The organism is Streptomyces sp. Da 82-17, from assembly GCF_046098215.1.
GTDB lineage: Bacteria > Actinomycetota > Actinomycetes > Streptomycetales > Streptomycetaceae > Streptomyces.
Genome location: NZ_JBJURH010000015.1, coordinates 1 through 23,725, shown reverse-complemented (window position 1 = coordinate 23,725; position 23,725 = coordinate 1). Strand labels below are relative to the sequence as shown.

Here is a 23,725-nt window from a genome sequence, read left to right as displayed (position 1 = left end):
CATCGACGGACCTCACTCGACCGTGATCGGAACCGAGCCCGTCGTCGTGTCGCCCTTGTCGTCGGTCACGGTGAGCCGCGCCGTGTAGCTGCCCTTGCGGGCGTACGTGTGCTCGGCGGTCGCGCCCTCCTCGCCCGCGGGCTTCGCGTTGTCCCCGAAGTCCCAGTGGTACGAGGCGACTTGGCGCCCCGGCAGCAGATTCACCGAGCCGGACAGCTTGACCGTGTGCGGCGCCGTGCCCTCCGCCGGGGTGGCCGTGACCTCGACCCGGGAGGCGGGTTCCTGCTCCACGCCGGGCCCGTTGAAGTGCAGCCAGTCCAGGGCGAGCAGATCGGGCTTGCCCTCGGCCCATTCGGGGTTGCTGAACACCGCGTACAGCTTGACGCTCCTGCCGGGGTCCTTCAGCTCGGTCGTCGGCGAGACGACGTTGCCCCAGCCGCCCGTGTCCGGCACGGACACCTTGCCGAGCAGCTCGCCGGTGGGGGAGTCGGCGCGGAACTCGATGGCGCCGCCGAGCCCGGCCGATGCGGCGCCCACGGTCACGGAGTCGACGCCCCTGAGGTGGGCCGGGGCGAAGCTGACCCAGTCGCCGTGCTCGATCTCCGCGAGCCGCTTGCCGCCCGAGGCGTCCGCGCGCGAGGCCACCTGTGCGCCGCCGTGCGCGCCACCGGTCGACGTGAAGTGCTCGGCCTCCCGGAACGAGGTGCGCAGCGTCAGCGCGTCCGACCCGGTGAGCGCGGGCACGTCGCCCGGCCCGCCCTTGTCCTCGTACTGCGCGGTGATGCCGTAGTACAGGTTCTGGCCGGGGCCGTGGCTGTCACCGGCATCCGTGACGATCTTCCCTTCGCAGCCGGTGTGGTTGTCCAGCGGATGCAGATGCGAGTCGTGGCCGAGCTGCGACTGCACGACGACCCGCGAGCAGTCGATCTGCCCGTCCTCCGGGTCCTTCACCTTGACCGTGAACGGGATGGTGTCGCCGAAGGAGAACATCCCGCCGTCGTCCGGCGTCCGGATCGTCACCTCGGGCCGGGTGTTGCCGACGGTCACCTCCTGCACGGCGAGCGCGCTCAACTCCTTCGGCCCGGTCACTTCGAGCCGGGCGCTGAACCTCCCTCTCTCCTCGTACGTGTGGGTCGGCTCGGCATCCGTCGAGTCGGTGGTGCCGTCCCCGTCGAAGTCCCAGGCGTACGTCACCGGCGTGCCGTCGGGCAGGCCCGAGCCCTTGCCGGAGAACTTCACGGTGAGCGGGGCGGGGCCGTTGTCCGGCGAGGCGGAGATCCGCGCCTCCGGCAGCCGGTCGTCGCCGACGTAGTCGATGCGGTAGATGCCCGCGCCCTCGTTGGACCCGCCGCGCCCGGTGCCGCTGCCGACGCCGAAGTCGATGACGTACAGCGCCCCGTCAGGCCCGAAGTCCGCGTCGAAAGGCTGGTTCCACTTCATGTCGGAGAACACCGAGTTGATGGAATGCAGATCCCCGGCCCTGACCGGCTGGAAGCGCGGGTCCTGGAACGTCTGGTCCTGCTGCTGGAGGGAGAAGGACTTGAAATACGTCCGGGTCAGCTCGTAGTTGAGCCACTTCCCCTCGAACGCCTCGGGGAACTTCGTCCGGTACGTGTTCTCCGCCCTGTAGTCGTACACGGGACCGCTCATCGGCCCGCCGCCCCCGGTGCCGAGCTCGGGGAATTCCTGCGAGGCGGAATAGGCGTACCACACCAACGCGGGCTGCGCGGGCGGGAGTTCCCGCAGGCCGGTGTTGTTCGGCGAGTCGTTGACCGGCTTCGCGCAGTCGAATGTCGCGCCGGAGGTCTTCGTCGCGAAGTCGTAGTCGTTGAACGGGGTGTTGTTGCCGACGCAGTACGGCCAGCCGTAATTGCCCGCCTTCGTGATGCGGTTGTACTCGACGGTGCCCTCGGGGCCGCGGTCCGGGTTCGCGGTGCGGGCGTCGGGCCCGTAGTCCGCGACGAGCAGGGCGCCGCTCAGCGGGTCGGTGGTGATGCGGAACGGGTTGCGCATGCCCATCGCGTAGATCTCGGCGCGGGTCTTGTCGGTGCCGGGCGCGAAGAGATTTCCCTCCGGGACCGAGTAACTCCCGTCGTCCTTCGGCGTGATGCGGAGGATCTTGCCGCGCAGGTCGTTCGTGTTGCCCGAGGTGCCTTGCGCGTCCCAGGCCCTGCGGCCCTCACGTTCGTCGATCGGCGTGAACCCGTCCGAAGCGAACGGGTCGGTGTTGTCGCCGGTCGCCACGTACAGATCGCCGCTCTTGTCGAACGCCAGCGACCCCGCCATATGCGAATTCGCGCGCCCCTCGTTCCGGTACGTCGGAATCGTGAGCAGCCGCTTCTCGGAGGCCATGTCGACCTTGCCGCCGCTCTCCGTGAACCGCGACAGGTTGAGCTGCTTCTCGGTCTTGTCGGAATGCAGCAGATAGAGCCGGTGGTTGTCCTGGAAATCCGGGTCGAGGGCGAGTCCGAGCAGCCCGTCGGACTGGCTCGTCATCTCCGGCGTGTAGGCGAAGTCCAGGGCCGTCGTCACCCGCAGCGTCTCCTGGTCGATCACCTTCAGCTTGCCGGTCCGCTGGATGAAGAACACCCGCCGGTCCGGGGCGACCGCCAACTCGAACGGGTCGGCGAGATCGCTGGTCGCGAGCGGGGTGCGCTGGAACGCCCCGGTCTTCGTGGCCGTGCAGTCACCGGGCTTCGCGCCCGCCGCCCACTCGATGCCGCCCAGCAGATGCTTGAGGAAACCCGCCTCGGAGAACGCCGACTTGTCGTGCCCGCCGGCCGTGAACCAGGACCGGCCGCCGTCGTAGTTCTGGCACCACGACCACGGGTGGTCGACGCCCTCGTCCAGGCCCGAGATGCCGTCGCGCACCTTGATCTGGGCGAGCGTGTGCACCTTCCCGGTCGGATTGGCGCGCCAGTTGTACCACTCCTCGCTGCGCTCCCACAGCTCGGGCAGGCCCTTCGTGGAGGGGTGCGCCTGGTCGAGCACCTTGATCCGGCCCGTCTGCACGGCCGGGTGCTTGTCGAAGATCGCGCCGACCAGGCCCTCGTACCAGTCCCAGTCGCGCTCGCTCGCCGACGCCGCGTGCAGGCCGACCCAGCCGCCACCGCCGCGGATGTACTTCTGCAGGGCGGCGCGCTGCTCGGCGTTCAGCAGATCGCCCTTCTCCGGCGTCGAATTGGTGTTGTTGAACACCACGGCCTGGAAACGGGACAGGTTGGCGTCGGTGAACGCGCCCGCGTCGTCCGTCGCCTCCACCTCGAAGCCGTGCTCGCTGCCCAGCTTCTCGATCGCGGCGATCCCGGCGGGGATGGAGTCGTGGTAGAAGTTCGTCACTTTCGAGAAGACCAGAACGCGAAAAGGCGCCGCCTGCGCGGGAGTCGGGACCGAGGAGACTCCCAGAGCGAGGAGCAGCGCCAGTAACGCGAGCAGGGTGATCAGTGGTCTTCGCACAGCAACAGCACGTGCCGGATGACTCATGGGCGCTCCCTGGGCTCGGGGGACGGGCGGCCGGGGGTGGACCGGCCGGGTAGAAAGCGCTTTCTGGAGTGCGTCGTTCAGAGTAGGTTGGCGCCTCCGGGGGGTCAATGGGGCTGCCGCGACGGTTGCTTCCGGCCCGCCTCTGGTGTGCGCCCGCCCCTACGGGGGAGGGTCGAGCGGAGGACCAGGAAGCCCCGCACCGCGAAGGAGCAGCACCCCATGACGTACTCCGTGGGAATGGCCACCGCCCGCGACGGCGTGCAGATCGCCACCTACACCTGGCAGCCCGAGACCGGGCGCCCGCGCGCGTGGGTGCAGATCGCCCACGGCGCTGCCGAACACGGCCTGCGCTACGACCGGTTCGCCCGCCACCTCGCCGCCCACGGCTTCGGCGTGATCGCCTCCGACCACCGCGGCCACGGCGCCACCGCCAAGGGCACCGGCGGCCACGGCGTCACCGGCGCGGACATCGAGGACTCCTGGCGCGCGATGGTCGACGACCTCAAGGCCGTCGGCGACCCGGTCCGCGCCCTCCAGCCCGGCGTCCCGCTCGTCCTCCTCGGCCACAGCATGGGCTCGCTGCTCGCCCGCGACTACGCCCAGGAGTACGCGGACGACCTCGCCGGACTCATCCTCTCCGGCACGTTCCGCTCGCTGCCCGGCGCCGAGACCGAGCAGGACACGGCCCTCCTGGAGCGCGAGATCGCCGAGCGCGGCCGCACCGCCCTGTCCGACTACATCCCGCGCCTCTTCGCCTCGTTCAACGACCCGTACGAGCACTGCACCGGCTTCGAGTGGCTCTCCCGCGACGCCGCGGAGGTGGACGCGTACGTCGCCGACGAACGCTGCGGCTTCCCCTTCTCGGCGGGCCTCGCCCTCGACTGGGTCCGCAACGTCCGCAAGATCAACGACCCGGCCAACCTCGCCCGCGTCCCCGCCGACCTGCCCATCCACGTCGCCGTCGGCACGGAGGACCCCTGCAACCAGCGCATGACCCTCGTCTACGAACTCCTGGAGGACTTCCGGTACGCGGGCGTCACCGACCTCACCTGGAAGGGGTACGAGGGGGCCCGCCACGAGATCCTCAACGAGACCAACCGCGACGAGGTCCAGCGGGACCTCACGGAGTGGCTGGACAAGCACGTGTGACGCCAGGGGCGACCGGCGCGCGGGACCGGCCGGGAGGCCCAACCGGTCCTGCGCGGGCGGCCGTTGTCAGTGCCGTGTCCTACTGTCGGAGGCATGGCTGCTGACTCCCTGACCTCCGAGGACGTGCGCGCGGCGGCGCTCGCCCTGCCGCAGACGACCGAGAAGATCGCCTGGTCCATGCCCACCTTCCGGGTGGCGGGAAAAATGTTCGCGACGCTCCCCGAGGACGAGACGTCGATCGCCGTCCGCTGCCCCAAGGAGGAGCGGGACGAGCTGGTCCTCGCGGAGCCCGGCAAGTTCTGGATCGCGGACCACGAGGCCCAGTTCGCCTGGGTCCGCGCCCGCCTGGACCGCCTGGAGGACCTGGACGAGCTGCGTGACATCCTCGCGGACTCCTGGCGCCAGGCGGCCCCCGCCCAACTCCTGGAGCAGTACCCGGAGTTGGGCGTACCCAGACCGGAGTGAGGGAGCGCTCCGCGCGGGGCGGGGCGGCTCGCCGTGGCTCAGGCGGCCACGCGGCTCGGCAGGAAGCCGGTGATCCGGGCCCGCAGGGACGCCGGGTCGAGCCCGTGCGCGGCCAGGTGCTGCGCCATGTCGCCGTACCGCCGCAGCTCCCGCCGCCCCACCCCGAGCCCGAGCACCCGGTGCGGCACGGACTGCAGCGCCTCGTTCGCGGCGGCGGTGGACGTCCCGGCGAGATACGGCTCGACGATCACCACGTCGGGCCGGTGGCCGACGGCCCGGCGCAGCGTCTCCGCGTCGAAGGGGCGCACGGTCGTGGCGTACAGGACGGTCACGTCGAGCCCCTCGACCGCCGCGAGGACGGCGTCGAGCATCGGCCCGACCGCGATCACCACGCCGTCGCGCCCCTCGCGCACGGTCAGCATGCGCGCCCCGTCCACGCCGAGCCCGGCGCGGTTCGCCTGCTCCGAGAGGCGTACGTACACCTTGTCGTCCCCGGCGGCCACCGCGTGCCGCAGCAGTGTCTCCGCCTCGTCCGCGTGGCCCGGGACGTGCACGGTCCAGCCGTCCAGGGTGTCGAGCAGCGCCACGTCACCGGGCGCCATGTGCGTGAACCCGCCGGCCGGCCAGTCGTACGAGCCGCCCGCGCTGACGAGCACACCGCCCACGCCCTGGTGCCCGAAGTCCAGCTTGACCTGCTCGAAGGGCCGCTCGACGAGGAAGCTTGCAAAGGTGTGCACGACCGGCCGCAGCCCGGTCAGGGCGAGCCCCGCCCCGGCGCCGACGAGCAGCTGCTCGCGGATGCCGACGTTGACCACCCGGTCCGGATGCCGCCGCTCGGCGTCCTCCACCCGGTCCCGGGTGATCTCGGCGAGCACGAGCGCGACCCGGGGATCCTCGTCGAGCAGCTCGGTGACGGTACGGGCGAAACGGTCACGCATGGAGTCCATGGTGTTGGTCCTCGGTTCTTCAGAAGGGGGGTGTCGTGTGCTTCGGCTACAGCTGGGGCCACGGCCTGTGGCACGGCTACGGCTACGGCTGGCGCCGGGGCTTGGCGGCGGTGGGCGGTACGAACGGGCCCTTCGGCTCGACGCGGGCGATCACGGCGTGCGGCCGGCCGGGGTGCGGGGCCGTGTACGCGGCGTGCAGCGCCTCGTGGTCGCGGCCGTCGACGGTCGCCGTGGACCAGCCGGCCGCCTCGAACCGCGCCGCGAGCCCGCCCGGCCTCGCGTGGCTCGCCGACGAGTTGTCGATCACCAGCACATGCAGCCGGTCCAGGCCGGCGGGCCCCGCGTACGCGATGGCCTCGTGGTTGCTGCCCTCGTCCAGCTCGGCGTCGCCGACCAGCACCCACACCGCCGGACCGTCGAGCCCCTGCGCCCGCAGCCCCAGCGCGGTGCCGACGGCGATCGGCAGCCCGTGCCCGAGAGACCCGCTGCCGATCTCGGCGCCCGGCACGAGCAGCCGGTCCGGGTGATGCCCGAGCGGAGAGTCGTACGACCCGAAGCCCGGCAGTACGTCGACGGGGAGGAACCCCTTGGCGGCGAGCACTGCGTAGTACGCCATCGGGCCGTGCCCCTTGGACAGCAGGAAGCGGTCCCGGTCGGGGGCGTCGGCGGTGCCGGGGGAGACGCGCAGGACCCGGTGGTAGAGGACCCAGAGCGCGTCCAGGGTCGAGGTGGCGGCGGGCCCGTGCTTCTCGTCGCCGGTCATCAGGGGCATCAGCCCGTGCAGGTCGGAGAAGCCGTACGCGGGGGCCTGGACAGTCGTGGTCGTCGTCATGTGAAGGAGCGTGCAACCTCAATCAAAGTTGAGGTCAAGCGCGGGCGGCGAACGGCCGACGAGATCCGGCCGCCCCACCCCTCGTCACGCTCCGTGCACCGCCGGAAACGGGTTCACGACCACCCGCCCGAGTGCGGTATTGTTTCCGTGCGCGTTCGGCCGGGGGAAACCCCAGGTCACGAACGGCACCGGGACGTGGCGCAGCTTGGTAGCGCACTTGACTGGGGGTCAAGGGGTCGCAGGTTCAAATCCTGTCGTCCCGACTTAGCGGAAACGCTGGTCGGAGGCCGTCCTCTCATTCGCGAGAGGACGGCCTCCGCGCGTTCCCGTCGGCGCCGCCGAGGCGCGGAACCCAGGGCTTCCCAGTGCCCTACGTGCCGTCAGGTCTGCCGATCCAGCGCGCGACCCCCTCGAAGGCGTCGAGCACCCGTACGTCGAAGGGGCCGAAGAGGCGCCGGCAGTCGTGGGCGAGACGGTCGTACAGGGCGGCCGCTCCGCGCGCGTCCCCCGACCTCCCGGTGAGTTCGGCGAGTTCCGTACGCGCGTCGATCACCGCCTGGTCCCGTGAGCCGAGTTCGCGGCCCAGCTCCATGACGCGGCGCTCCGCCGCACGGATGTGGCGGGCGAAATCCGGGGACACGACCCGCGCCGAGGCGTCACCGGCGCCGAACTCCACGTCCACGGACGGGAAGTACGCGACCGACTCCAGGGCCCGACCGACCACCTCGGCCGACGCGGGGCGCTGCGCCGGGTCCTTCGCCAGCAGGCCGAGCACGATCCGGTCCAGCTCCGCCGGGATACCGGGGCGGTGGGCACGGGGCGGCACAGGAGCGTGATCCAGGTGCATCGTCATCACGGTGTGCATGCTGTCCCGCCCAGTGCCGAAAGGAGGCCGGCCGGTGAGCATCTCGTACATGACACAGCCCAGGGAGTACAGATCGCTGGGCGCGGAGCCCGACTCCCCCTTCCAGCGCTCCGGCGCCTTGTACAGAGGGGTGCCGGCGCCCATGTGCGAGTGCGTGGCATCGGTGAACCGGGCGAGACCGAAGTCCACGATCTTCGCGTCACCCTGCTCGTTGATCATGATGTTGCTCGGCTTGATGTCACGGTGAACGACGTCCGCCCGGTGCGCCGTACCAAGTCCTGCACAGATGTGACCCGTCCACCGCACAGTCTGTTCGAGCGTGATGTCCTGGCCTGCCTTCAGCCGGTCCGCGAGGGACCCGCCATCAATGAACTCCATGGCGATGTAGCGCGTGCCCTCGTGCTCCCCGTAGTCGTAGATCTGGGCGACGTTGCCGTGAATGACCCGGGCCATGGCCTGCGCCTCGACCCTGAACGTCTTCATCGGCCACTGCGCGTACTCCGTGGCCAGGCTCTTCTGGGCGATCCGGTCGCCCGCCAGGAACTTCAACGCGACCGTCCGGTCCAGCTTCGTGTCCTGAGCCGTCCACACGTCTCCCATGGACCCGCTGCCGCGATGCTCCACCGTCCGATAACGACCGTCGATCAGCTGGGAACGGTCGACCATCCCGGCCCTCCACTCTGCGAAACCGACCCGTCCCCGGCATCCTCCGACACCCGCCCGTCCCCAGCGGTCCCGGACACCCGCCCCTCCTCGGCGGTCATCCCCGGATCCCCCGCTCCTCGCCCCACGCGTCGAGCTCGGCGACGGAGGCCAGGCCCGCCGTCCACTGCTGGAAGAAGACAGGGCGCTCCCGCAGGGCCTCACGGAGCACGGACTGCGCCTGGCTCCGTTGCCGACTGGCTTCGTCGCGCAGCATCCACCTGCGTACGGGAACCCGGCACAGCTCCCACACCACCCACACGACCGCCAGTACGGTGAGCAGTCCGAACACCGGCTGCAGTGGACTGTCGACATACGGCACGACCAGCGTTCCGATCAGTGTGCCGCCCAGGACAGCCGTGATCACGTGCGGCCATCGGCGTACCACCGCTTCGGATGCGAGCTCCGTTCTCGCGTCGATGTGCCCGGACAACTCCTCGGCCAGCGGCGCCAGTTCGACGGCCGCGCGCGGGTCGGTCGGCACGGTGCAGGTCCAGCCCTCGATCTCCAGGCTCATCTCCTGCGGGAGTTGGCCGGCCGAGTGCGCCACGAAGCGGTGCAGCGCGGTCTCCAGGCCGGGCCAGACCGCCCGCAGGGCCATGCGGCGAGCGGCTTCGCCGAGCTGGACCTCGTCCGGTGCGAACACCGCCCTGTCGAGGAGTGTCGAGATGGTGACCGGCTCGCCCCCGCCCGTGTGCAGTGGCGTACGGGACGCACGGGCCGCGTCGAGGTCCCCGCCGTGCTCGACGATGCTCTGCTGCCACTGCATCGCGTCGTGCATCGAGGCCTCGTCCGGCTCCATCTGGTTGATGAGGCGTTCCAGTGCGTGCAGCACGTGCCGGCCTTCCCCGGACGGGCTGCCCGGCGCATCGGCCGTGTCCGGGTACTCGGCGCGGAGATGACCCAACGCCCCGGCAGGGATGGTCGCCAACTCCCAGCCGCTGCGCAGCGCGGGCCAGCGGTCGCGGCACATCGCACGCAAGGCGCCGAAGCGGTCGTCAGGGAGATCGGTCGCCAGCGCGCGGAGGCGGTCCTCCAACTCGCCGTGGCTGAAGGCGTGATGGACGGCCGAGCCGTCGCTGTGCCAGCGGCCCACGGTCTGCCGTGCGTAACTCAGCGCCTCTTCGCCGAGTTCGTTGCTCGCGATGGCGTCCAGGACGACAAGGAAGTCCTGGCCGAGCTCATCGGGGTCAAGGGACTTCAGGTACCTGTCCATCCAGGCTGCCGCCTCGCGTTCGTCACCCAGGCGGGAACAGGTCAGGGCGAAGAAGAGATTGGCCTTGGCGGTGTCGAGCAGCTGCGCGTGCGCGCAGGCCCGCTCGAAGCGTTCCGTCTCGTTGCCGAACCGCACTGCGACGGCCATCGCCGCGGGCGCCAGCCAGTACGTGGGCTCCAGCAGCATGCGCTCCTCGGCGCAGGCGCGCACGGTGGCGGTGTTCACCACGTTCCGTTGCACCGCCTCCGCCGTCAGGGTGTGGACCAGGCCACGGGCCAGGGCGCGGGTCTGGCGGCGCTGGCCGAACGTCGCGTGCCACTCCGTGGTCAGCCTGGCCAGTTCCGCCTGCGCTCGGGCGACCTCGCGGTCCCGGCCGTACTGCTCGATGAACTCGTCCAGCACCTCCCGGGTCTCAGTGACCTGCCGGCCGAGTCCGGCGACGTCCTCGCGTACGTCCTGCAACCCGCGGGTCGTACGGGCGACCGTGCCGCGGAGTTCGGTGATGTCCTCGCCCAGAGCCGCCAGCCCGGACTCGAACCTGTCGGCCCGAGTGCTCAACTCGCTCTGCCGCTCCGCGACTTCGGCCACTTCGTCGCCCAACGTCCCTGGGTCCGGGCCCAGTTCAGGTCGATCCGTCATGAGGTTCCCCCAGGTCGTCGCGGCGTACAGTGCCGGTGCCCGCCCATTGTCGTGCGAGCCGCCGCAGGTCGTCCGGCGAAGATCGGCCAACCTCGGGCTGCTGGTGATGGCACGATGGCTCCGACCTGGCGGAAGCCACCCGGCCACCACGACGAGGGGTATCGGTGCGAGAGATCGTCTATCTGTCGGAAGGCAAGCTGAGTCAGTTCGTGCCGGAGCGCCGGCGGCTCCTTCCCCGTACGGGCACGCTGCGGGTCACCACGCCGGTGGGCGGCTTCGACGTCGACGCGCCGGCGACGGAGGGCGAGCAGAGCCTGGCACGTCACCTTCGACAGGTGGACAAGCACATGGAGCTGGTGTCCCGCTGGTACGGGGAGCCGGACCTCAGGCCCGGACAGTGGGTGCAGTTCGAGGTGCCGCTGCGCAGCGTCACGCCTGGTGGTGTGTATCAGGGGCTCGTGCTGTTCGTCGATCAGCCGCGTTCGGCAGATCCGGCCGGAGAGGAAGGGGCCGACTGCCGTCTCCTGATGCATGGTTCGGCCCGTCACCTGCGGGGTGTCAGCCCTGCGACGGTCGACGTCCTGGAAGCGGAGGACGGCACCGGCGGGTTCAGCATCGGCCCGAATTTCGTCACCCGGGCCGGGCAGGTCGTCCGCGCGCTCTCCGCGCAGAACGATGCGCCCGACGCGCCGGATGAGGCCGGCCCGGAGGGAGGGCCGACGGGCGGCCTGAACAGCCGTGGCGTCCGGGACCTGCTGAAGGCCCTCGACGAGCAGAACGGGGACCTCGACATGTCCGTACTGATGACAGGCTACGCACGGGTCAGCGCCCTGTTGCCCGAGACGGGCGACGAGCCCAGGTGCCTGGTGGCCAGCCCGCTCACCGTGCAGATCTTGCCGGAGTGACGCGGGCCAGGGCCACCGCAGGCCACCGCTACCGGTCCTGCGGATACCAGCGCAGCTCGATCGTGTTGCCGTCCGGGTCCCGCACGTAGATCGACTGGGCCTCGCCGCGGGCGCCGAAGCGGGGGCCCGGGCCGTCGACGACCGTCAACTCGCCCGCGTCGATGACCTCTTGCCAGTCGAGCGGCTCGACGACCAGGCAGATGTGGTCCACGTTCGACTCCCCGCGCGGGCGCGACAGGAGGTCGATGATCGTGGTCGGGCTGACCCGCACCGACGGGAACGGGACCTTGCCCGCACGCCACTCCTCCACGCGCACCGGCTCCAGACCCAGCGGTCCGCAGTAGAACTCCAGGGCGCGCTCGACGTCCTCGACGTTCAGGACGAGGTGGTCGAAGTCCTTTACTCGCACTCGCATGGGAAGCCTTTCGGGTTCGGTCGGTTCGTATTCGGTTCGGGTTCGGGGTCTGGTTCCGTACGGACGTAACGTACTCTGCCTGCAGTGGTAAAGGTGTAGTGCTGCATATGCAGTTGTGACTGGTGGGGAGATCCCTGTGCGACAGAATCCCGCGCGGCGGACCGCGCTGCTCGACGCCGCGATCGAGGTGCTGGCGCAGGAGGGGTCGCGCGGCCTGACGCTGCGCGCCGTCGACAAGGCTGCCGGAGTGCCCACCGGAACCACCACCAACTACTTCGCCAATCGTGCCGAGTTGCTCCGCCAGATCATGGGCCGTACGAAGGAACGGCTCACTCCGGACCCGGTCGCGATGGCCGAGACCATGAAGGCAGAGCCCGGCCGTGAGCTGACCGCGACGCTGCTGCGGGAGCTGGTCGAGCGGATGCGGGGCGACCGCAGCAGCCACCTCGCCATGCTGGAACTGCGCCTGGAGGCCACGCGCAGGCCCGAGCTGCAGGAGGACCTGACCCGCACGTTCACGGAACTCCTCGACGACAACATCTCCTGGCACCTCGACGCGGGCCTGCCCGGCGACCGCGACACCGTGCTGCTGCTGTACCTGGCGATGCTCGGCGTGATCGTCGACGACCTGACCGTGCCCGCACTGCTCGAACCGCACGGCATCGACCACATCATCGACGTGCTCGTGGAGCGCAGCGCGCCGGGCGAGTAGTCGAGCGGGGGGCCGCTTCAGTAGTCGAGCGGAGAGTGCCGCTTCGGTGGTCGAGCGGAGGGCGTCGGCGCGGCATCGGCCGAGCGGAGAGCGCTCCGGGCCTCAACTGCCGGGCGTGCGGGCCGGATTGTCAGTGCCGGGTCGTAGTGTCGCTCGCATGACCGACGACGTGTACTCGCCCGTGCCCGAGCTGAATCTGCTGCACGCCTTCAGCAGCGGCCTCGCCGACTACTTCTCGCAGGGCTTCGAGATGGAGCAGTTCGGCTCGGCCGCCGGGATCGACACCTGGTCCGCCGACCCCGCATTCCTCGACCGCTTCCGGGTGTTCGGGCAGGCCAACGGCTCCGGCTCGCTGTACGCGATATGGCGCGTGGACGACCGGGAGGACCTGGCCGACCTGCCGATCGTGGCGTTCGGCGACGAGGGCGGCGTCCACCTCGTCGCGGCCACGCTGCGCGATCTGCTCCAACTCCTCGCCTGCGACCGCTGTGTGTACGTGTTCCACGACGGGATCTCCTTCTCCGGCGAGGAGGAGGACGCCGCCGACGGGCGTGGCTCCGGCGAGGCCCGCGAGCTCTATCTCGCCTGGCTGAAGCGGCACTTCGGCCTCGGCGCGGACGAGGACCCCGGCGGCATCGTGCTCGCCGCCGAAGAGGCGTACCAGACACGGTTCGTGGCGTGGATGGACCGCTACGTGGACGGCTTCGCGGAGGAGCACGCGGAACTCCTGGAGGGGTGACGGAGGACTCTTGGAGGGGCGACGGGCGGGGTAGTGACGGGCGGGGTAGTGACGAGCGGGGTAGTGACGAGCGGGGTGACCGTGCGTGATCGTGACGTCGGGTGACTGTGGCGGCCCGTGGCTGTGCGCACTCGTGTACCGGGCGTAGTGGTTTGTCCGGATGTGAGGTGCGCCCTATGGGGCTAATGCCCGAATATGAGGTACTTGATCGGTTGCCCCGAACACTGCCGGGATCTGTACCGCCGTCTCCGAGGGAGCTCCATGCAGCACCGAATACGCCCCGCGTACCTGCACCCCGCCGCCATCGCGGGAGGTGTCCTCGCGGTCGGCGCAGGCGGGCTCTACCTGGCGGGCACCCTGGTCAACGGTGACGGCATCGACCCCGGCACACGCATACGCGGCGTGGACATCGGCGGGCTCAGCCGGGCCGCCGCCGAGGAGAAACTCCAGCGCGAGCTCGTCGCCGGCGAGGGCGCGAAGTCCCTGCCCGTGCGGATCGGCGACCGCGAGGACTCCGTCGACCCGGCCGCCGCGGGGCTCGGCGTGGACGTCGAGGCGACCGTCGACAAGGCCGCCCGCGACGGGGCCGACCCGGTCACTGTGATCGGCGGGCTCTTCCGCTCCGGCGGTGACGTCGAACCCGTCGTCCACGTCGACGAGCCCAAGGCCCGCGCCGCTCTCCGGGACCTCGGCGAGGAGCACCGGCAGAAGGTCCGCGACGGGGCCGTCACCTTCAAGGACGGCAAGGCAAAGGTGCGCGAGGCCCGTACCGGCCACACCCTCGACGTCGACGAGGCGGTCGGCGCCCTGCGCGCCGCGTACCTGCCGGAGAAGCCCGTCGACGAGACGGAGCTGCCGACCCGCGAGACCCGGCCGAAGGTCAGCGCGAAGGAGACCGAGCGGGCGCTCAAGGAGTTCGCCGAGCCCGCCATGTCCGGGCCCGTCACCCTCGGCGTCGGCGACAGCGAGCTCACCATCGCGCAGTCCACGCTCGGCGAGCACCTCAAGATGAAGGCCGACGACTCCGGCCGCCTCCGGCCGCGCCTCGACAGTGAGGGCCTGATCAAGAACCCCGACGTCGCGGACCCCCTCGCGCGTCTCACCGGCGGTCCCGAGAACGCCCAGCTGCGGCTCGACGGAGACCGCGTCGTCGTCGCCGGTGACGGGCGGGCCGGGCAGGAGGTCACCGCCAAGGCCCTCGGCAAGGCCGTCATGCCGCTGCTCACCAAGAGCGGCGCCGCCGCGCGCACCGGCGAGGTCGCGACGAAGACGACGCAGCCGCAGATCACCCGCGAGAACGCCGCCGAGCTCGGCCTGACCGAGAAGATGTCGTCGTTCACCGTGAACTTCGAGCCCGCCGAGTACCGCACGAAGAACATCGGCCGGGCCGTCGAGCTGATCAACGGCTCGCTCGTCATGCCGAACGAGACATGGAGCTTCAACCGCACCGTCGGCGAGCGCACCAAGGCCAACGGCTTCGTCGACGGCACGATCATCCTCAACGACCAGTACGCGAAGGCCGCGGGCGGCGGCGTCTCGGCGGTCGCCACGACGATGTACAACGCGCTGTTCTTCGCCGGCGTGAAGCCCCTGGAGCACGGCGCGCACTCCTTCTACATCGAGCGCTACCCCGAGGGCCGCGAGGCCACCGTCGCCTGGGGCAGCCTCGACCTGCGCTTCCTCAACGACTCCGGCAACGCGATCTACATCCAGGCCGAGTCCACGGACACCTCGGTGACCGTCACGTTCCTCGGCACGAAGAAGTACGACGAGGTCCTCGCCACCCAGGGCCCGCGCGAGAACGTCAAGCAGCCCAAGGAGCGGGAGAACACCGGCAAGCAGTGCGAGCCGCAGACGCCGCTGGAGGGCTTCGACATCACCATCGAGCGGATCTTCAAGAACGACGGTCAGGAAGTGAAGCGCGAACCGTTCCGCACGCACTACACCCCGCGCGACAAGATCACCTGCGAGCCGAAGCCGACGGACGAGCCGAAGCCGGCGGACGCCGAGCAGCAGCCGGCCGACGAGCAGGCGGCGGACCAGCGGGCGACGGACGAGTGAGGCCTCGGCCCACCCGAACGGAACCGGGGGGTCCGGCCACGGCGGGCATGGCTTAGCGTGTGGGCCGTGATGAGGGTGGGGGCAGCAGGCGGAGTCGCGCTCGGGGCGGCCGCGGTGGGCGCCTGGGCGTACGCGCAGGCAGGAGCCGACGGCGCCGACATCGTGCGGGACCTGTCCGTAGGGCTCGCCTTCGCGGGCGCCGGGCTCGTCGCCTGGTGGCACAGGCCCGCCAACCGCACCGGCCCGCTGATGGTCGCCGAGGGCGTCACCTGGTTCATCGGCAACCTCCAAGGCACCTCCGTACCCGCCCTGTTCGCGCTCGGCGCCTGGTGGGAGGGGCTCAACCTGGCCGTCCTCACCCACCTCGTCCTGACCTTCCCCGACGGCCGGACCACCGGCGTCCGCACCCGCCGCCTGATCCTCGCCGCGTACGCGATCGTCGCCGTCGGCGGGCTGCTCCGCGCGCTCACCTACGATCCGGCCCGCGCGCCCGACGCCACCTACCTGGACTGCCACGCGTGCGGCCCGAACCCGCTGCTCGTCGACAGCGCCACCGGCCTGTTCGGTCCGGTCGACCTCGCGTACCGCGGGCTGGCGCTGGTGATCTCCGTGCTCACCGTCGTCGCCGTGGTGCACCGCTGGCGGCGCGCCTCCCTCGCGCGCCGGCGCGCCCTGCTGCCCGTCTGGGTGGCCATCGGCATCGCGCTCGTCTTCGTCCTGTGGGACATCGTGCTGCTCGCGCTGCCCCGGTTCGACGGGCTCGGCGCCGACCTCGTGCTGCTGCTCTCCGACCTCGCGCAGGTCGCCGTGCCGGTCGCGTTCCTCGTCGGGCTGCTGCGGATGCGGCTGCAGCAGGCGGAGGTCGGCGGGCTCGTCATCGAGATCGGGGCGGACCCGTCACCGGCAGGGATGCGAGCAGTCCTGGCCCGCGTCCTCGGCGACAGCTCGCTCCGCCTCGGCCTCTGGCACCAGGCCCCGAAGGGACTCGGCCCGACCGACCCCGACCCGAACGGAAGCGGTCGGAACGGCACCGGTCAGAACGGGCCCGACTCGAACGGAGACGATCGGAACGGCACCGGCCGGTACGTCGACGAGGACGGCCGGACCGTACGGGCCGAAGGCGCCCGCGCCACCCGCGTCGACTCCGCGCGCGGCACCCCCCTCGCCGTCCTCGACCACGACCCGGCGCTCGCCGAGGAACCCGAACTCCTCGCCGCCGTGGCCGCCGCCGTCCGTCTGGGCCTGGAGAACGCCTGGCTGCGCACCGAGGCGAAGGAGGTCAGCACCCGCATCGTGCGCGCCGCCGACGACGAGCGCCGCCGGCTCGAACGCGATCTGCACGACGGAGCGCAGGCCCGCATCGTGTTCGCCCTGATGGCGCTGCGCCGGGTCGCGAAGGGCGTCGCCGACCACCCGGACGCGAAGGTGCGCGGCTCCGTCGCCGAGGTCGAGCAGAGCCTGCACCTCGCCCTGGAGGAGCTGCGCGGCCTCGCCCACGGCATCCACCCCGCCGTACTGACCCGGGAAGGGCTCGCCCCGGCGCTCGCGGAGCTGGCGCGCCAGGCCGAGCTGCCGGTCGTCGTGGCCGCCGAGCCGGGGCGGTACGACCCGGTCGTGGAGACCACCGCGTACTTCACCGTCTGCGAGACCCTCGCCAACGCCGCGAAGCACGCGCGGGCGCGGGCCGTCAGCGTCTCTGCACGGCGGCAGGGCGCGACCCTGGTCGTCGAGACCGTCGACGACGGCGTCGGCGGCGCCGACACCTCGCGCGGCTCGGGCCTGAGCGGGCTCGCCGACCGGATAGCGGCCGTCGACGGAGTGCTGAGCGTGCACAGCCCGGCGGGCGGCGGCACGCGCGTACGAGCGGAGCTGCCGTGCGGGTGATCGTGGCCGAGGACTCGGCGATCCTGCGCCAGGGGCTGGTACGCCTCCTGGCCGACGAGGGCTTCGACGTGCCCGCGCACTGCGGCGAGGCCGGGCCGCTGCTCGCGCTCGTCGACCGGCACCGGCCCGACGCCGTCCTGCTCGACATCCGGATGCCGCCCACGCACACCGACGAGGGCCTGCGCGCGGCGGCCGCGATCCGCGCCCGGCATCCGCGCACGGGCATCCTGCTGCTGTCGCAGTACGTGGAGACCACCGCGACCGTGCGGGCCCTCGCCGACGACGGGCGGGGCTTCGGCTACCTCCTCAAGGAGCGCGTCGCCGACGCCGAGGAGCTCGGCCGGTCCCTGCACCGGGTGGCGGCGGGGGAGACCGTCGTCGACCCCGATGTCGTCGCGCACCTCATGGCCGGGGCGCGCGCCGCGCAGGCGCTCGCCGAACTCACCGGGCGCGAGCGGGACGTGCTCGCGCTGATGGCGCAGGGCCGATCCAATCAGGCCATCGCCCAGGCACTGGTCATCGGGGCGAAGACGGTGGAGTCGCATGTCCGCAGCATCTTCACGAAGCTGGGCATCGACGCCGACGCGCAGGACAACCGCCGCGTCCTTGCCGTCCTCGCCTACCTGCGCGATTCCTGACGCCCCGACTGCCGCTCCGCGACCGGGCGCAGGCCCCGGGCCCCCGTGACCCGTGACCATGCCCCCGTTGCCCCGTACCCCCGTGTTGCCCGGTGCGGAGCGGTGCCGGATGTCCAAAACTAGGCGGCCGGGCCGTACGGAACATCAGGGCAAGCCCTGAATACCGCCCGGTACGGGGGGCGTTGACCTGGGACGTCGACGACGGGGTCGCGGCCGTCGACCGGACACCGGCCCGGGGCGTCAGGTCGACACCCGCTGCCGGGCCGCCCCCGGCATCCCCTGCGCGAGGTCCTCGGCGAGGAGGCGCTTCGCGCAGGCGTCGGTCGCGGCCCGCAGTTCGGGGCCGGCCGGGCGGCCGCGGTCCTCCTCCAGGCGGTCGCCGAGCCAGTCGCTCCAGGCCTGGTGGATCACGGCGGCCTCGCGGGCGCCCGCCGCGGTGTGCGCGAAGAACGAGCCCTCGCGGCTCAGATAGCCCTCGTCGACCATCCGGTCGAAGACGGGCACGAGAACCTCCGGCGGCACCTCGCGGCGCGCGGCGATCAGGCCGAGGCTGGCGTGCCCGACGAGCCGGGTGAGCAGCTCGACCTGCATGACCGCCCAGGCCCCCGCGACGTCGAGGCGGGACTCGGAGGCCGCGAGCACCCCGCGCGCCTCCGCCGGACCCGCGGCGCGGATGATCTTCCCGACGGCGAGTTCGAGGAGCTTGGCGGAGTCCCCGGTCGAGGCGGGCGACGAGAACCCCTCGCCCATGTCGGACGACGAGAGCCGCGCGCTGTCCCGCAGCTCGACCTGCTTCAGGAACAGCGCGAACACGAACCCGAGCACCGCCACGGGCACCGTCAGCAGGAACACCGTCTGCAGCGTGTCCGCGTACGCGGCGATGATCGGCGCCGCCTGCGCGTCCGGCAGCGCGTGCAGCCCCTGCGGACTCTGCGCGGCCCCGGCCAGCGCCGCCGGATCCCCGCCCGCCCGCGCGGCGGCGCCGATGCCCTCCCGGAGGTTGGGCTCCAGGGTGTTGGCGTAGATCGTGCCGAACACGGCGGTGCCGAAGGCGCTGCCGAGCGTACGGAAGAACGTCACGCCGGACGTGGCGGTGCCCAGGTCCGCGTACTCCACGGTGTTCTGCACGGCGATCGTCAGGACCTGCATGCACAGGCCGATGCCGGAGCCGAGCACGAACATGTACAGCGACTCCAGCCACGCGTTCGTGCCCGCGCCCATCAGCGACAGCAGATAGAGGCCGAACGCCATGACGAGCGAGCCGACGATGGGGAAGATCCGGTACGCGCCGGTCTTGCTGACCACGTTGCCGCTGAAGATCGACATGATCAGCAGCCCCGCCACCATCGGCAGCGTCCGCACCCCGGAGACCGTCGCCGAGTCCCCGTCCACGTACTGGAGATACGTCGGCAGGAACGTCATCGCGCCGAGCATCGCGAAGCCCACGACGAAGCTGAGGATCGAGCAGACCGTGAACACCGGGTTGGCGAAGAGCCGCATCGGCAGCATCGGCTCGGCCGCCCGCAGCTCCACCAGGCAGAACAGCGCGAGCGCCACCGCACCGCCGGCGAACAGGCCGATGATGACGCCCGAGCCCCACGCGTACTCGTTGCCGCCCCAGCTCGTCGCCAGGATCAGGGCGCTCGACCCGGCGGCGACGAGGGCGATGCCGAGGTAGTCGATCACCGGCCGGACCGCCGACCGCACGCTCGGGATGGTCTTCGCCGCCGAGATCACCACGAGGATCGCGATGGGCACGTTGACGTAGAACGCCCAGCGCCACGACAGGTGGTCCGTGAACAGGCCGCCGAGCAGCGGGCCCACGACCGTCGAGACGCCGAAGACCGCGCCGATCGCGCCCTGGTACTTGCCCCGCTCGCGCAGCGGGATCACGTCGGCGATCAATGCCATCGCGGTCACCATCAGGCCGCCCGCGCCGATGCCCTGAAGGCCGCGCCAGAAGATCAGCAGCGACATGTTGGTGGCCAGGCCGCACAGGAACGAGCCGGTGATGAACACGACCGCCGAGATCTGGAAGATCAGTTTGCGGCCGAAGAGATCGCCGAACTTGCCGACCAGGACCGTCGACACGGTCTCGGCGAGGAGATAGGCGGTCACGACCCACGACATGTGGGCGCCGCCGCCCAGGTCCGCGACGATCGTCGGCAGCGCGGTCCCGACGATGGTCTGGTCGAGCGCGGCGAGCAGCACCCCGAGCACGATCGTCACGAAGACGACATTGCGGGTGCGCGCGTCGAGCACGGGCGGCGCGGGGGCAGGGGCGGGGGCGGCCTCGGCACTGGTGGTCACGGCACAACTCTTGTGCGCCCCACGTACCACCGCCCGCCGCGCGGGGCCGTCCCGGTGACCCTTCCGCCCCGGCCGTCACCACCGGCCGCCCAGCGCTTGCGCGACCGTACGAGGAGAGTCAGGCTGCCCGCCGACCTCGCGGGGAAGGCGCCGCGCCGGTCACGCCCTCCCGAGCAGCAGCGGTGCGCAGTCCGCCGCGTCCACCGGTCCCTCGCCGCGCTCGACCCGCGCCGCCAACTCCTCGGCCCAGACGCCCAGCCCGGGCACGTCGATCCCGTACGGCGCGGGCTGCTGTGCCGCGATCACGGCGGCGCCGCGGCGCAGCAGCCGCGCCCCGCCCGTCGCGTTGCCGCGCGCCGCGTGCGTCAGGCCGACCGCCAGCTGCGCGAGCCCCCGCCACAGCGCACGCTCCCGCTCGGGGCCCGACTTCCAGGCGTCCTCGAAGACTTCGTGCGCGTGGAACGGCCGGCCCCGGTCGAGCAGCGCCTGCGCCTCGGCCAGGGTCTGCGCCGGGGTGCGCACGACACCCTCCGGCTGCCGGTCGACGCCGGGCGTCCCGTACGGCAGCGGCCGGCCGAGGCCGTCGCGGGGGCGGGCGTTGCGGGCCCGGCCCTCGGCGTCGCGGTCGCGGTCGGGGGGCTGGGGTGAGGAGGTGTTCTGCACCCTCCGATTGTGGCCGGGCGGGGGTGATCGGCGCAGGTCCGGGGTGAGGTAAGGTACTTACTGCACGGCGCGGGCAACACCCGCGAGCGGGCACCGGGACGTGGCGCAGCTTGGTAGCGCACTTGACTGGGGGTCAAGGGGTCGCAGGTTCAAATCCTGTCGTCCCGACTTTTCGAAGTCGCGGTCCGAGGGGCTGTTCCAGAGAGATCTGGAGCAGCCCCTCGGTCGTTCCCGGACCTTCCCCGCCCGCCGTATGACGCGGGCTCAGTTCGACGCCCCCGCCGCGAACGCCGCTCCCGGCGCCGCGAGCACCGGCCTGGCCTCAAGGACGAGCACCGCCAGGTCGTCGTCGATCGGCTCGGGGCTGAACTCGTGCGCCGCCTGTCGTACGCGCTCCGCGACCGCCTTCGCGCCCAGGCCGACGCAGCCGCGAAGGAGCTCGGCCAGGCCGTCGTCGTCGTCCAACTGCCGGTTGCCGCGGCGGCGTTCGGTCACCCCGTCGGTCACGCACAGCAGGGTCTCGCCGGGTGCGAGGTGGAAGGAGTTGGCGCGGAACTCGGCCTTGTCGTCGATGCCGAGCAGCATCTGCGGCTCCGCGGCCTGCGTGACCGTCCCGTCCGCCGACAGCAGGAGCGGCAGCGGATGCCCGGCGCTCGCCACCGTGACGCGGGCCCCGCCCGAGGCCGGGTCCGGCTCCAGCTCGCCGTACAGCAGGCTGAGGAAGCGGGAGCCGGCCTGTTCGCCGCCGACCGCCTGCGCCTCCGCGCCCTCCTCGGCCATCGCCAGGTTCAGCCGGTCGAGCAGGGCCTCCACGCCGTGGCCCTCGCGGGCGAGCAGCCGTACGAGATGGCGGGCCAGGCCGGTGACCGACATGGCCTCCAGGTCGTGGCCGCACACGTCGCCGAGGAGGAAGCACCAGCGGCGCTCGCCCATCGGGAACAGGTCGTAGAAGTCCCCGCCGACCGTCTGGCCCTCGCCGCACGGCTCGTACACGATCGCCGTGTCGACGCCCGGGATCGACGCGAGCGACGTGGGCAGCTGGCGGCGCTGCAGGGAGTGGCTGATGTCGGCCTGCCGGGTGTAGTGGCGGGCGGTGACCACGGCCTGGGCCACCCTGCGCGCCACGTCCTGGGTGAGGCGGACGACGGCGTCCGTCATCCGGGGTCGGCCCGCGCGGCCGATGAGCAGGGCGCCGTGGCAGCGGGCGTTCGCGACCAGCGGGAACATCAGCGCCGAGCCGCCCCGCTCGGTGGTGTCCGCGCCCTCCGGCCAGGGCCAGGTCAGGGCGGTCGTGCTGAGCGTGCTGGGCGGCGGGCGCTCCTGCTCCAGGGCGCGGCGGAGCGTACGGATCTGCTGCTCGTCGCGGTGCCAGACGCGGGACAGCCGCATCCTGCGGTTGGTGGTGGTCAGCCAGACCGCGCACCAGTCGGCGAGGCGGGGCACGAGCAGCTGGCCGGTCAGGGCGGTGACCATGTCCTCGTCGAGCTGGCCCGCGAGCAGCTCGCTGACCTCGGCGATGAAGGACGCGCCTGCCTGGTCGTAGCCGTCGGCCTGGCCCTGGTGGTCGGGGTGCGGGGGCTTGGCGGCGGTCGCCGGGGCGGGGGCGGGCGGGGCGTCGGGCTCGGGCGGGCCGTCCAGGAGGGTGTCGAGGCGGAACCAGACGGTCTCCTCGGCCTGCCGGCAGGTCACGCCCCAGGACTCGGCGAGCGCGCTCAGCAACTGCAGTCCGTGCCCCCGCAGCTTGCTGCGCAGCTCGGGCCCGCCCAGGTCGGTGCCCGACAGATGGCGGTCGAGCACCTCGACGACGACGGCGGCCCACTGCCGGCCGTTGTTCGCCGGGTCGAACCCGGTCTCCAGGCGGCAGCCGACGTCGACCTCGAAGCCGCCGCGGACGACGGCCGCGGTGGTGAGCTCGCTGACGAGGAGGACGGCGTTGCCCACGAGCCGCTCGCGGACGGCCGCGGCCACTCGGGGAAGGGCCGGTGCGGCCAGGTCGCTGAGGGCGGCGCGGAGGAATCTGCGGGCGGCGGAAGGCGCCAGCTCGTCCGCGGGCAGACGGATCCACGATGCGGAAGCAAGCGGGTCGGCGGAGGACCGCACGGGCGCCTCCCGGCTCGGTTCTGGGCGCTCAGCCCAATGAATGTAACCTAAATCGGACTAGCGTTACTAACACGCTCCTAACGTGCATGAGGGTCATCTAGGGGCATCAAGGGGTATTTCGCCATGGAGCATGAGCAGGGCCGGCGCGAGGCCCCTCCTCGCGCGCCCGGGTCCGCAGCGGCCCAGGAGTCCCGGACCGGCGGCGGCCCGTACCCCGCCGCAACCCCGCAGGACCACGCCTGCGCCGCCGAGCTGCGGCCCCTGCTCGCGACGATGAAGGCCTTCCGCGACGGCGACTTCTCCGTACGGGCCGAGCCCGGCGCCGAGGGCGTGCACGCGGAACTGGTGGAGGTCTTCAACCAGATCGTCACGCGCAACGCCCACATGGCCGCCGAGCTGCAGCGCGTACGACAGGAGGTGATCCGGGGCGGCCGCCTGGACGAGCGGCTCGCGGCCAGCCCCGGGCACGGGGCCTGGACCACGAACGTCGACGCGGCGAACTCGCTGCTCGAAGCCCTGGTCGTGCCCGTGGGCAATGTGACGCGGGTGCTCGACGCGGTCGCGGACGGTGACCTGACCCAGCGGGTGGAGCTGCACGACGGCAAGCGGCAGCTGCGCGGCGACCTGCGGCGGCTCGGGCGCGGTGTGAACCGCATGGTCGACCAGCTCTCGCTGTTCACCGGCGAGGTCACCCGGGTCGCCCGCGAGGTCGGCAACGAGGGGCGGCTCGGCGAGCGGGCGAAGGTGCAGGGGCTTACCGGCGACTGGCGCTATGTGACCGAGGCCGTCAACGGCATGGCCTCCCGGCTGACCGCCCAGGTCCGCGACATCGCGGTCGTGACGACGGCGGTCGCGCAGGGCGACCTCACCCAGCACGTCACGGTCGAGGCGACCGGCGAGCTGCTCGAACTCAAGCTCACCGTGAACACGATGGTCGACCAGCTGCGCGCCTTCGCCGACGAGGTCACCCGCGTGGCCCGAGAGGTGGGCACCGAGGGCG

The 23,725-nt window shown here is 71.8% G+C and carries 18 protein-coding genes and 2 tRNA genes; 11 read left to right on the top strand and 9 right to left on the bottom strand.

Features of this window, described 5'->3' with window-relative positions; genetic code table 11:
- Positions 1 to 12: 12 nt before the first annotated feature.
- Entirely contained in the window at positions 13 to 3,483 is a 3,471-nt protein-coding gene (locus tag ACIDOF_RS24100) for a ThuA domain-containing protein (RefSeq protein WP_409008145.1), read from the bottom strand.
- Between the two features lie 219 nt (positions 3,484 to 3,702).
- Between ACIDOF_RS24100 and ACIDOF_RS24095 the strand changes: the two genes are divergently transcribed.
- Both ACIDOF_RS24095 and ACIDOF_RS24090 read left to right on the top strand, forming a co-directional pair.
- A complete protein-coding gene (locus ACIDOF_RS24095; RefSeq protein ID WP_409008144.1) occupies positions 3,703 to 4,632 on the top strand; it encodes an alpha/beta fold hydrolase in 930 nt (309 codons plus the stop codon).
- 93 nt (positions 4,633 to 4,725) lie between these two features.
- Positions 4,726 to 5,097 (top strand): MmcQ/YjbR family DNA-binding protein, encoded by a 372-nt coding sequence (locus tag ACIDOF_RS24090; protein WP_409008143.1) that lies wholly within the window; start codon positions 4,726 to 4,728, stop codon positions 5,095 to 5,097.
- A gap of 38 nt (positions 5,098 to 5,135) precedes the next feature.
- On the opposite strand, the gene ACIDOF_RS24085 is transcribed toward ACIDOF_RS24090, so the two are convergent.
- Both ACIDOF_RS24085 and ACIDOF_RS24080 read right to left on the bottom strand, forming a co-directional pair.
- Positions 5,136 to 6,044 (bottom strand): transketolase family protein, encoded by a 909-nt coding sequence (locus ACIDOF_RS24085; RefSeq protein ID WP_409008142.1) that lies wholly within the window; start codon positions 6,042 to 6,044, stop codon positions 5,136 to 5,138.
- Between the two features lie 82 nt (positions 6,045 to 6,126).
- Positions 6,127 to 6,876, bottom strand: coding sequence for a transketolase (locus ACIDOF_RS24080; protein ID WP_409008141.1), 750 nt, complete (start codon positions 6,874 to 6,876; stop codon positions 6,127 to 6,129).
- A gap of 189 nt (positions 6,877 to 7,065) precedes the next feature.
- Here ACIDOF_RS24080 and ACIDOF_RS24075 point away from each other — a divergent pair.
- Positions 7,066 to 7,139: transfer RNA gene (locus tag ACIDOF_RS24075), tRNA-Pro, on the top strand.
- 107 nt (positions 7,140 to 7,246) lie between these two features.
- Here ACIDOF_RS24075 and ACIDOF_RS24070 read toward each other — a convergent pair.
- Both ACIDOF_RS24070 and ACIDOF_RS24065 read right to left on the bottom strand, forming a co-directional pair.
- Positions 7,247 to 8,407: a serine/threonine-protein kinase gene (locus ACIDOF_RS24070; protein WP_409008140.1), complete on the bottom strand. Its 1,161-nt coding sequence runs from the start codon at positions 8,405 to 8,407 to the stop codon at positions 7,247 to 7,249.
- A 94-nt stretch (positions 8,408 to 8,501) separates the two neighbouring features.
- On the bottom strand, positions 8,502 to 10,298 hold the full coding sequence (locus ACIDOF_RS24065) for a hypothetical protein (protein WP_409008139.1): 1,797 nt from the start codon (positions 10,296 to 10,298) through the stop codon (positions 8,502 to 8,504).
- Between the two features lie 164 nt (positions 10,299 to 10,462).
- Between ACIDOF_RS24065 and ACIDOF_RS24060 the strand changes: the two genes are divergently transcribed.
- A complete protein-coding gene (locus ACIDOF_RS24060; protein WP_409008138.1) occupies positions 10,463 to 11,203 on the top strand; it encodes an SAVMC3_10250 family protein in 741 nt (246 codons plus the stop codon).
- Between the two features lie 28 nt (positions 11,204 to 11,231).
- On the opposite strand, the gene ACIDOF_RS24055 is transcribed toward ACIDOF_RS24060, so the two are convergent.
- Complete coding sequence (locus tag ACIDOF_RS24055) at positions 11,232 to 11,618, bottom strand: VOC family protein (protein WP_409008137.1); 387 nt, start codon at positions 11,616 to 11,618, stop codon at positions 11,232 to 11,234.
- Between the two features lie 136 nt (positions 11,619 to 11,754).
- Between ACIDOF_RS24055 and ACIDOF_RS24050 the strand changes: the two genes are divergently transcribed.
- The 5 genes from ACIDOF_RS24050 (at position 11,755) to ACIDOF_RS24030 (ending at position 17,652) form a co-directional block, all read left to right on the top strand.
- Complete coding sequence (locus ACIDOF_RS24050; RefSeq protein ID WP_409008136.1) at positions 11,755 to 12,330, top strand: TetR/AcrR family transcriptional regulator; 576 nt, start codon at positions 11,755 to 11,757, stop codon at positions 12,328 to 12,330.
- A 157-nt stretch (positions 12,331 to 12,487) separates the two neighbouring features.
- Positions 12,488 to 13,069 (top strand): hypothetical protein, encoded by a 582-nt coding sequence (locus ACIDOF_RS24045; protein ID WP_409008135.1) that lies wholly within the window; start codon positions 12,488 to 12,490, stop codon positions 13,067 to 13,069.
- Positions 13,070 to 13,330: 261 nt separating this feature from the next.
- The gene (locus ACIDOF_RS24040) at positions 13,331 to 15,130 is read left to right on the top strand and encodes a VanW family protein (protein ID WP_409008134.1); all 1,800 of its coding nucleotides are present in this window, start codon (positions 13,331 to 13,333) and stop codon (positions 15,128 to 15,130) included.
- 69 nt (positions 15,131 to 15,199) lie between these two features.
- A complete protein-coding gene (locus ACIDOF_RS24035) occupies positions 15,200 to 17,014 on the top strand; it encodes a sensor histidine kinase (RefSeq protein WP_409008285.1) in 1,815 nt (604 codons plus the stop codon).
- Entirely contained in the window at positions 17,011 to 17,652 is a 642-nt protein-coding gene (locus ACIDOF_RS24030; RefSeq protein ID WP_409008284.1) for a response regulator transcription factor, read from the top strand. The genes ACIDOF_RS24035 and ACIDOF_RS24030 overlap by 4 nt, the downstream gene beginning before the upstream one ends.
- A gap of 240 nt (positions 17,653 to 17,892) precedes the next feature.
- On the opposite strand, the gene ACIDOF_RS24025 is transcribed toward ACIDOF_RS24030, so the two are convergent.
- Both ACIDOF_RS24025 and ACIDOF_RS24020 read right to left on the bottom strand, forming a co-directional pair.
- A complete protein-coding gene (locus ACIDOF_RS24025; RefSeq protein ID WP_409008133.1) occupies positions 17,893 to 19,962 on the bottom strand; it encodes an MDR family MFS transporter in 2,070 nt (689 codons plus the stop codon).
- Positions 19,963 to 20,121: 159 nt separating this feature from the next.
- Positions 20,122 to 20,625: a DUF309 domain-containing protein gene (locus ACIDOF_RS24020; protein ID WP_409008132.1), complete on the bottom strand. Its 504-nt coding sequence runs from the start codon at positions 20,623 to 20,625 to the stop codon at positions 20,122 to 20,124.
- 94 nt (positions 20,626 to 20,719) lie between these two features.
- On the opposite strand from ACIDOF_RS24020, the gene ACIDOF_RS24015 reads away from it, so the two are divergent.
- A tRNA-Pro gene (locus ACIDOF_RS24015) sits at positions 20,720 to 20,793 on the top strand.
- Between the two features lie 96 nt (positions 20,794 to 20,889).
- On the opposite strand, the gene ACIDOF_RS24010 is transcribed toward ACIDOF_RS24015, so the two are convergent.
- Positions 20,890 to 22,725 (bottom strand): SpoIIE family protein phosphatase, encoded by a 1,836-nt coding sequence (locus ACIDOF_RS24010; RefSeq protein WP_409008131.1) that lies wholly within the window; start codon positions 22,723 to 22,725, stop codon positions 20,890 to 20,892.
- A gap of 273 nt (positions 22,726 to 22,998) precedes the next feature.
- Between ACIDOF_RS24010 and ACIDOF_RS24005 the strand changes: the two genes are divergently transcribed.
- Positions 22,999 to 23,725: HAMP domain-containing protein (locus ACIDOF_RS24005; protein WP_409008283.1), on the top strand; the 727-nt coding region annotated here is incomplete at its 3' end.

What these genes read in the sequence shown, in the direction of transcription:
- ACIDOF_RS24080 (WP_409008141.1), bottom strand. Translation starts at nt 6,876, where the DNA reads ATGACGACGACCACGACTGTCCAGGCCCCCGCGTACGGCTTCTCCGAC.
- ACIDOF_RS24095 (WP_409008144.1), top strand. Translation starts at nt 3,703, where the DNA reads ATGACGTACTCCGTGGGAATGGCCACCGCCCGCGACGGCGTGCAGATC.
- ACIDOF_RS24090 (WP_409008143.1), top strand. Translation starts at nt 4,726, where the DNA reads ATGGCTGCTGACTCCCTGACCTCCGAGGACGTGCGCGCGGCGGCGCTC.
- ACIDOF_RS24040 (WP_409008134.1), top strand. Translation starts at nt 13,331, where the DNA reads ATGCAGCACCGAATACGCCCCGCGTACCTGCACCCCGCCGCCATCGCG.
- ACIDOF_RS24035 (WP_409008285.1), top strand. Translation starts at nt 15,200, where the DNA reads ATGAGGGTGGGGGCAGCAGGCGGAGTCGCGCTCGGGGCGGCCGCGGTG.
- ACIDOF_RS24065 (WP_409008139.1), bottom strand. Translation starts at nt 10,298, where the DNA reads ATGACGGATCGACCTGAACTGGGCCCGGACCCAGGGACGTTGGGCGAC.
- ACIDOF_RS24085 (WP_409008142.1), bottom strand. Translation starts at nt 6,044, where the DNA reads ATGGACTCCATGCGTGACCGTTTCGCCCGTACCGTCACCGAGCTGCTC.
- ACIDOF_RS24055 (WP_409008137.1), bottom strand. Translation starts at nt 11,618, where the DNA reads ATGCGAGTGCGAGTAAAGGACTTCGACCACCTCGTCCTGAACGTCGAG.
- ACIDOF_RS24045 (WP_409008135.1), top strand. Translation starts at nt 12,488, where the DNA reads ATGACCGACGACGTGTACTCGCCCGTGCCCGAGCTGAATCTGCTGCAC.
- ACIDOF_RS24070 (WP_409008140.1), bottom strand. Translation starts at nt 8,407, where the DNA reads ATGGTCGACCGTTCCCAGCTGATCGACGGTCGTTATCGGACGGTGGAG.
- ACIDOF_RS24100 (WP_409008145.1), bottom strand. Translation starts at nt 3,483, where the DNA reads ATGAGTCATCCGGCACGTGCTGTTGCTGTGCGAAGACCACTGATCACC.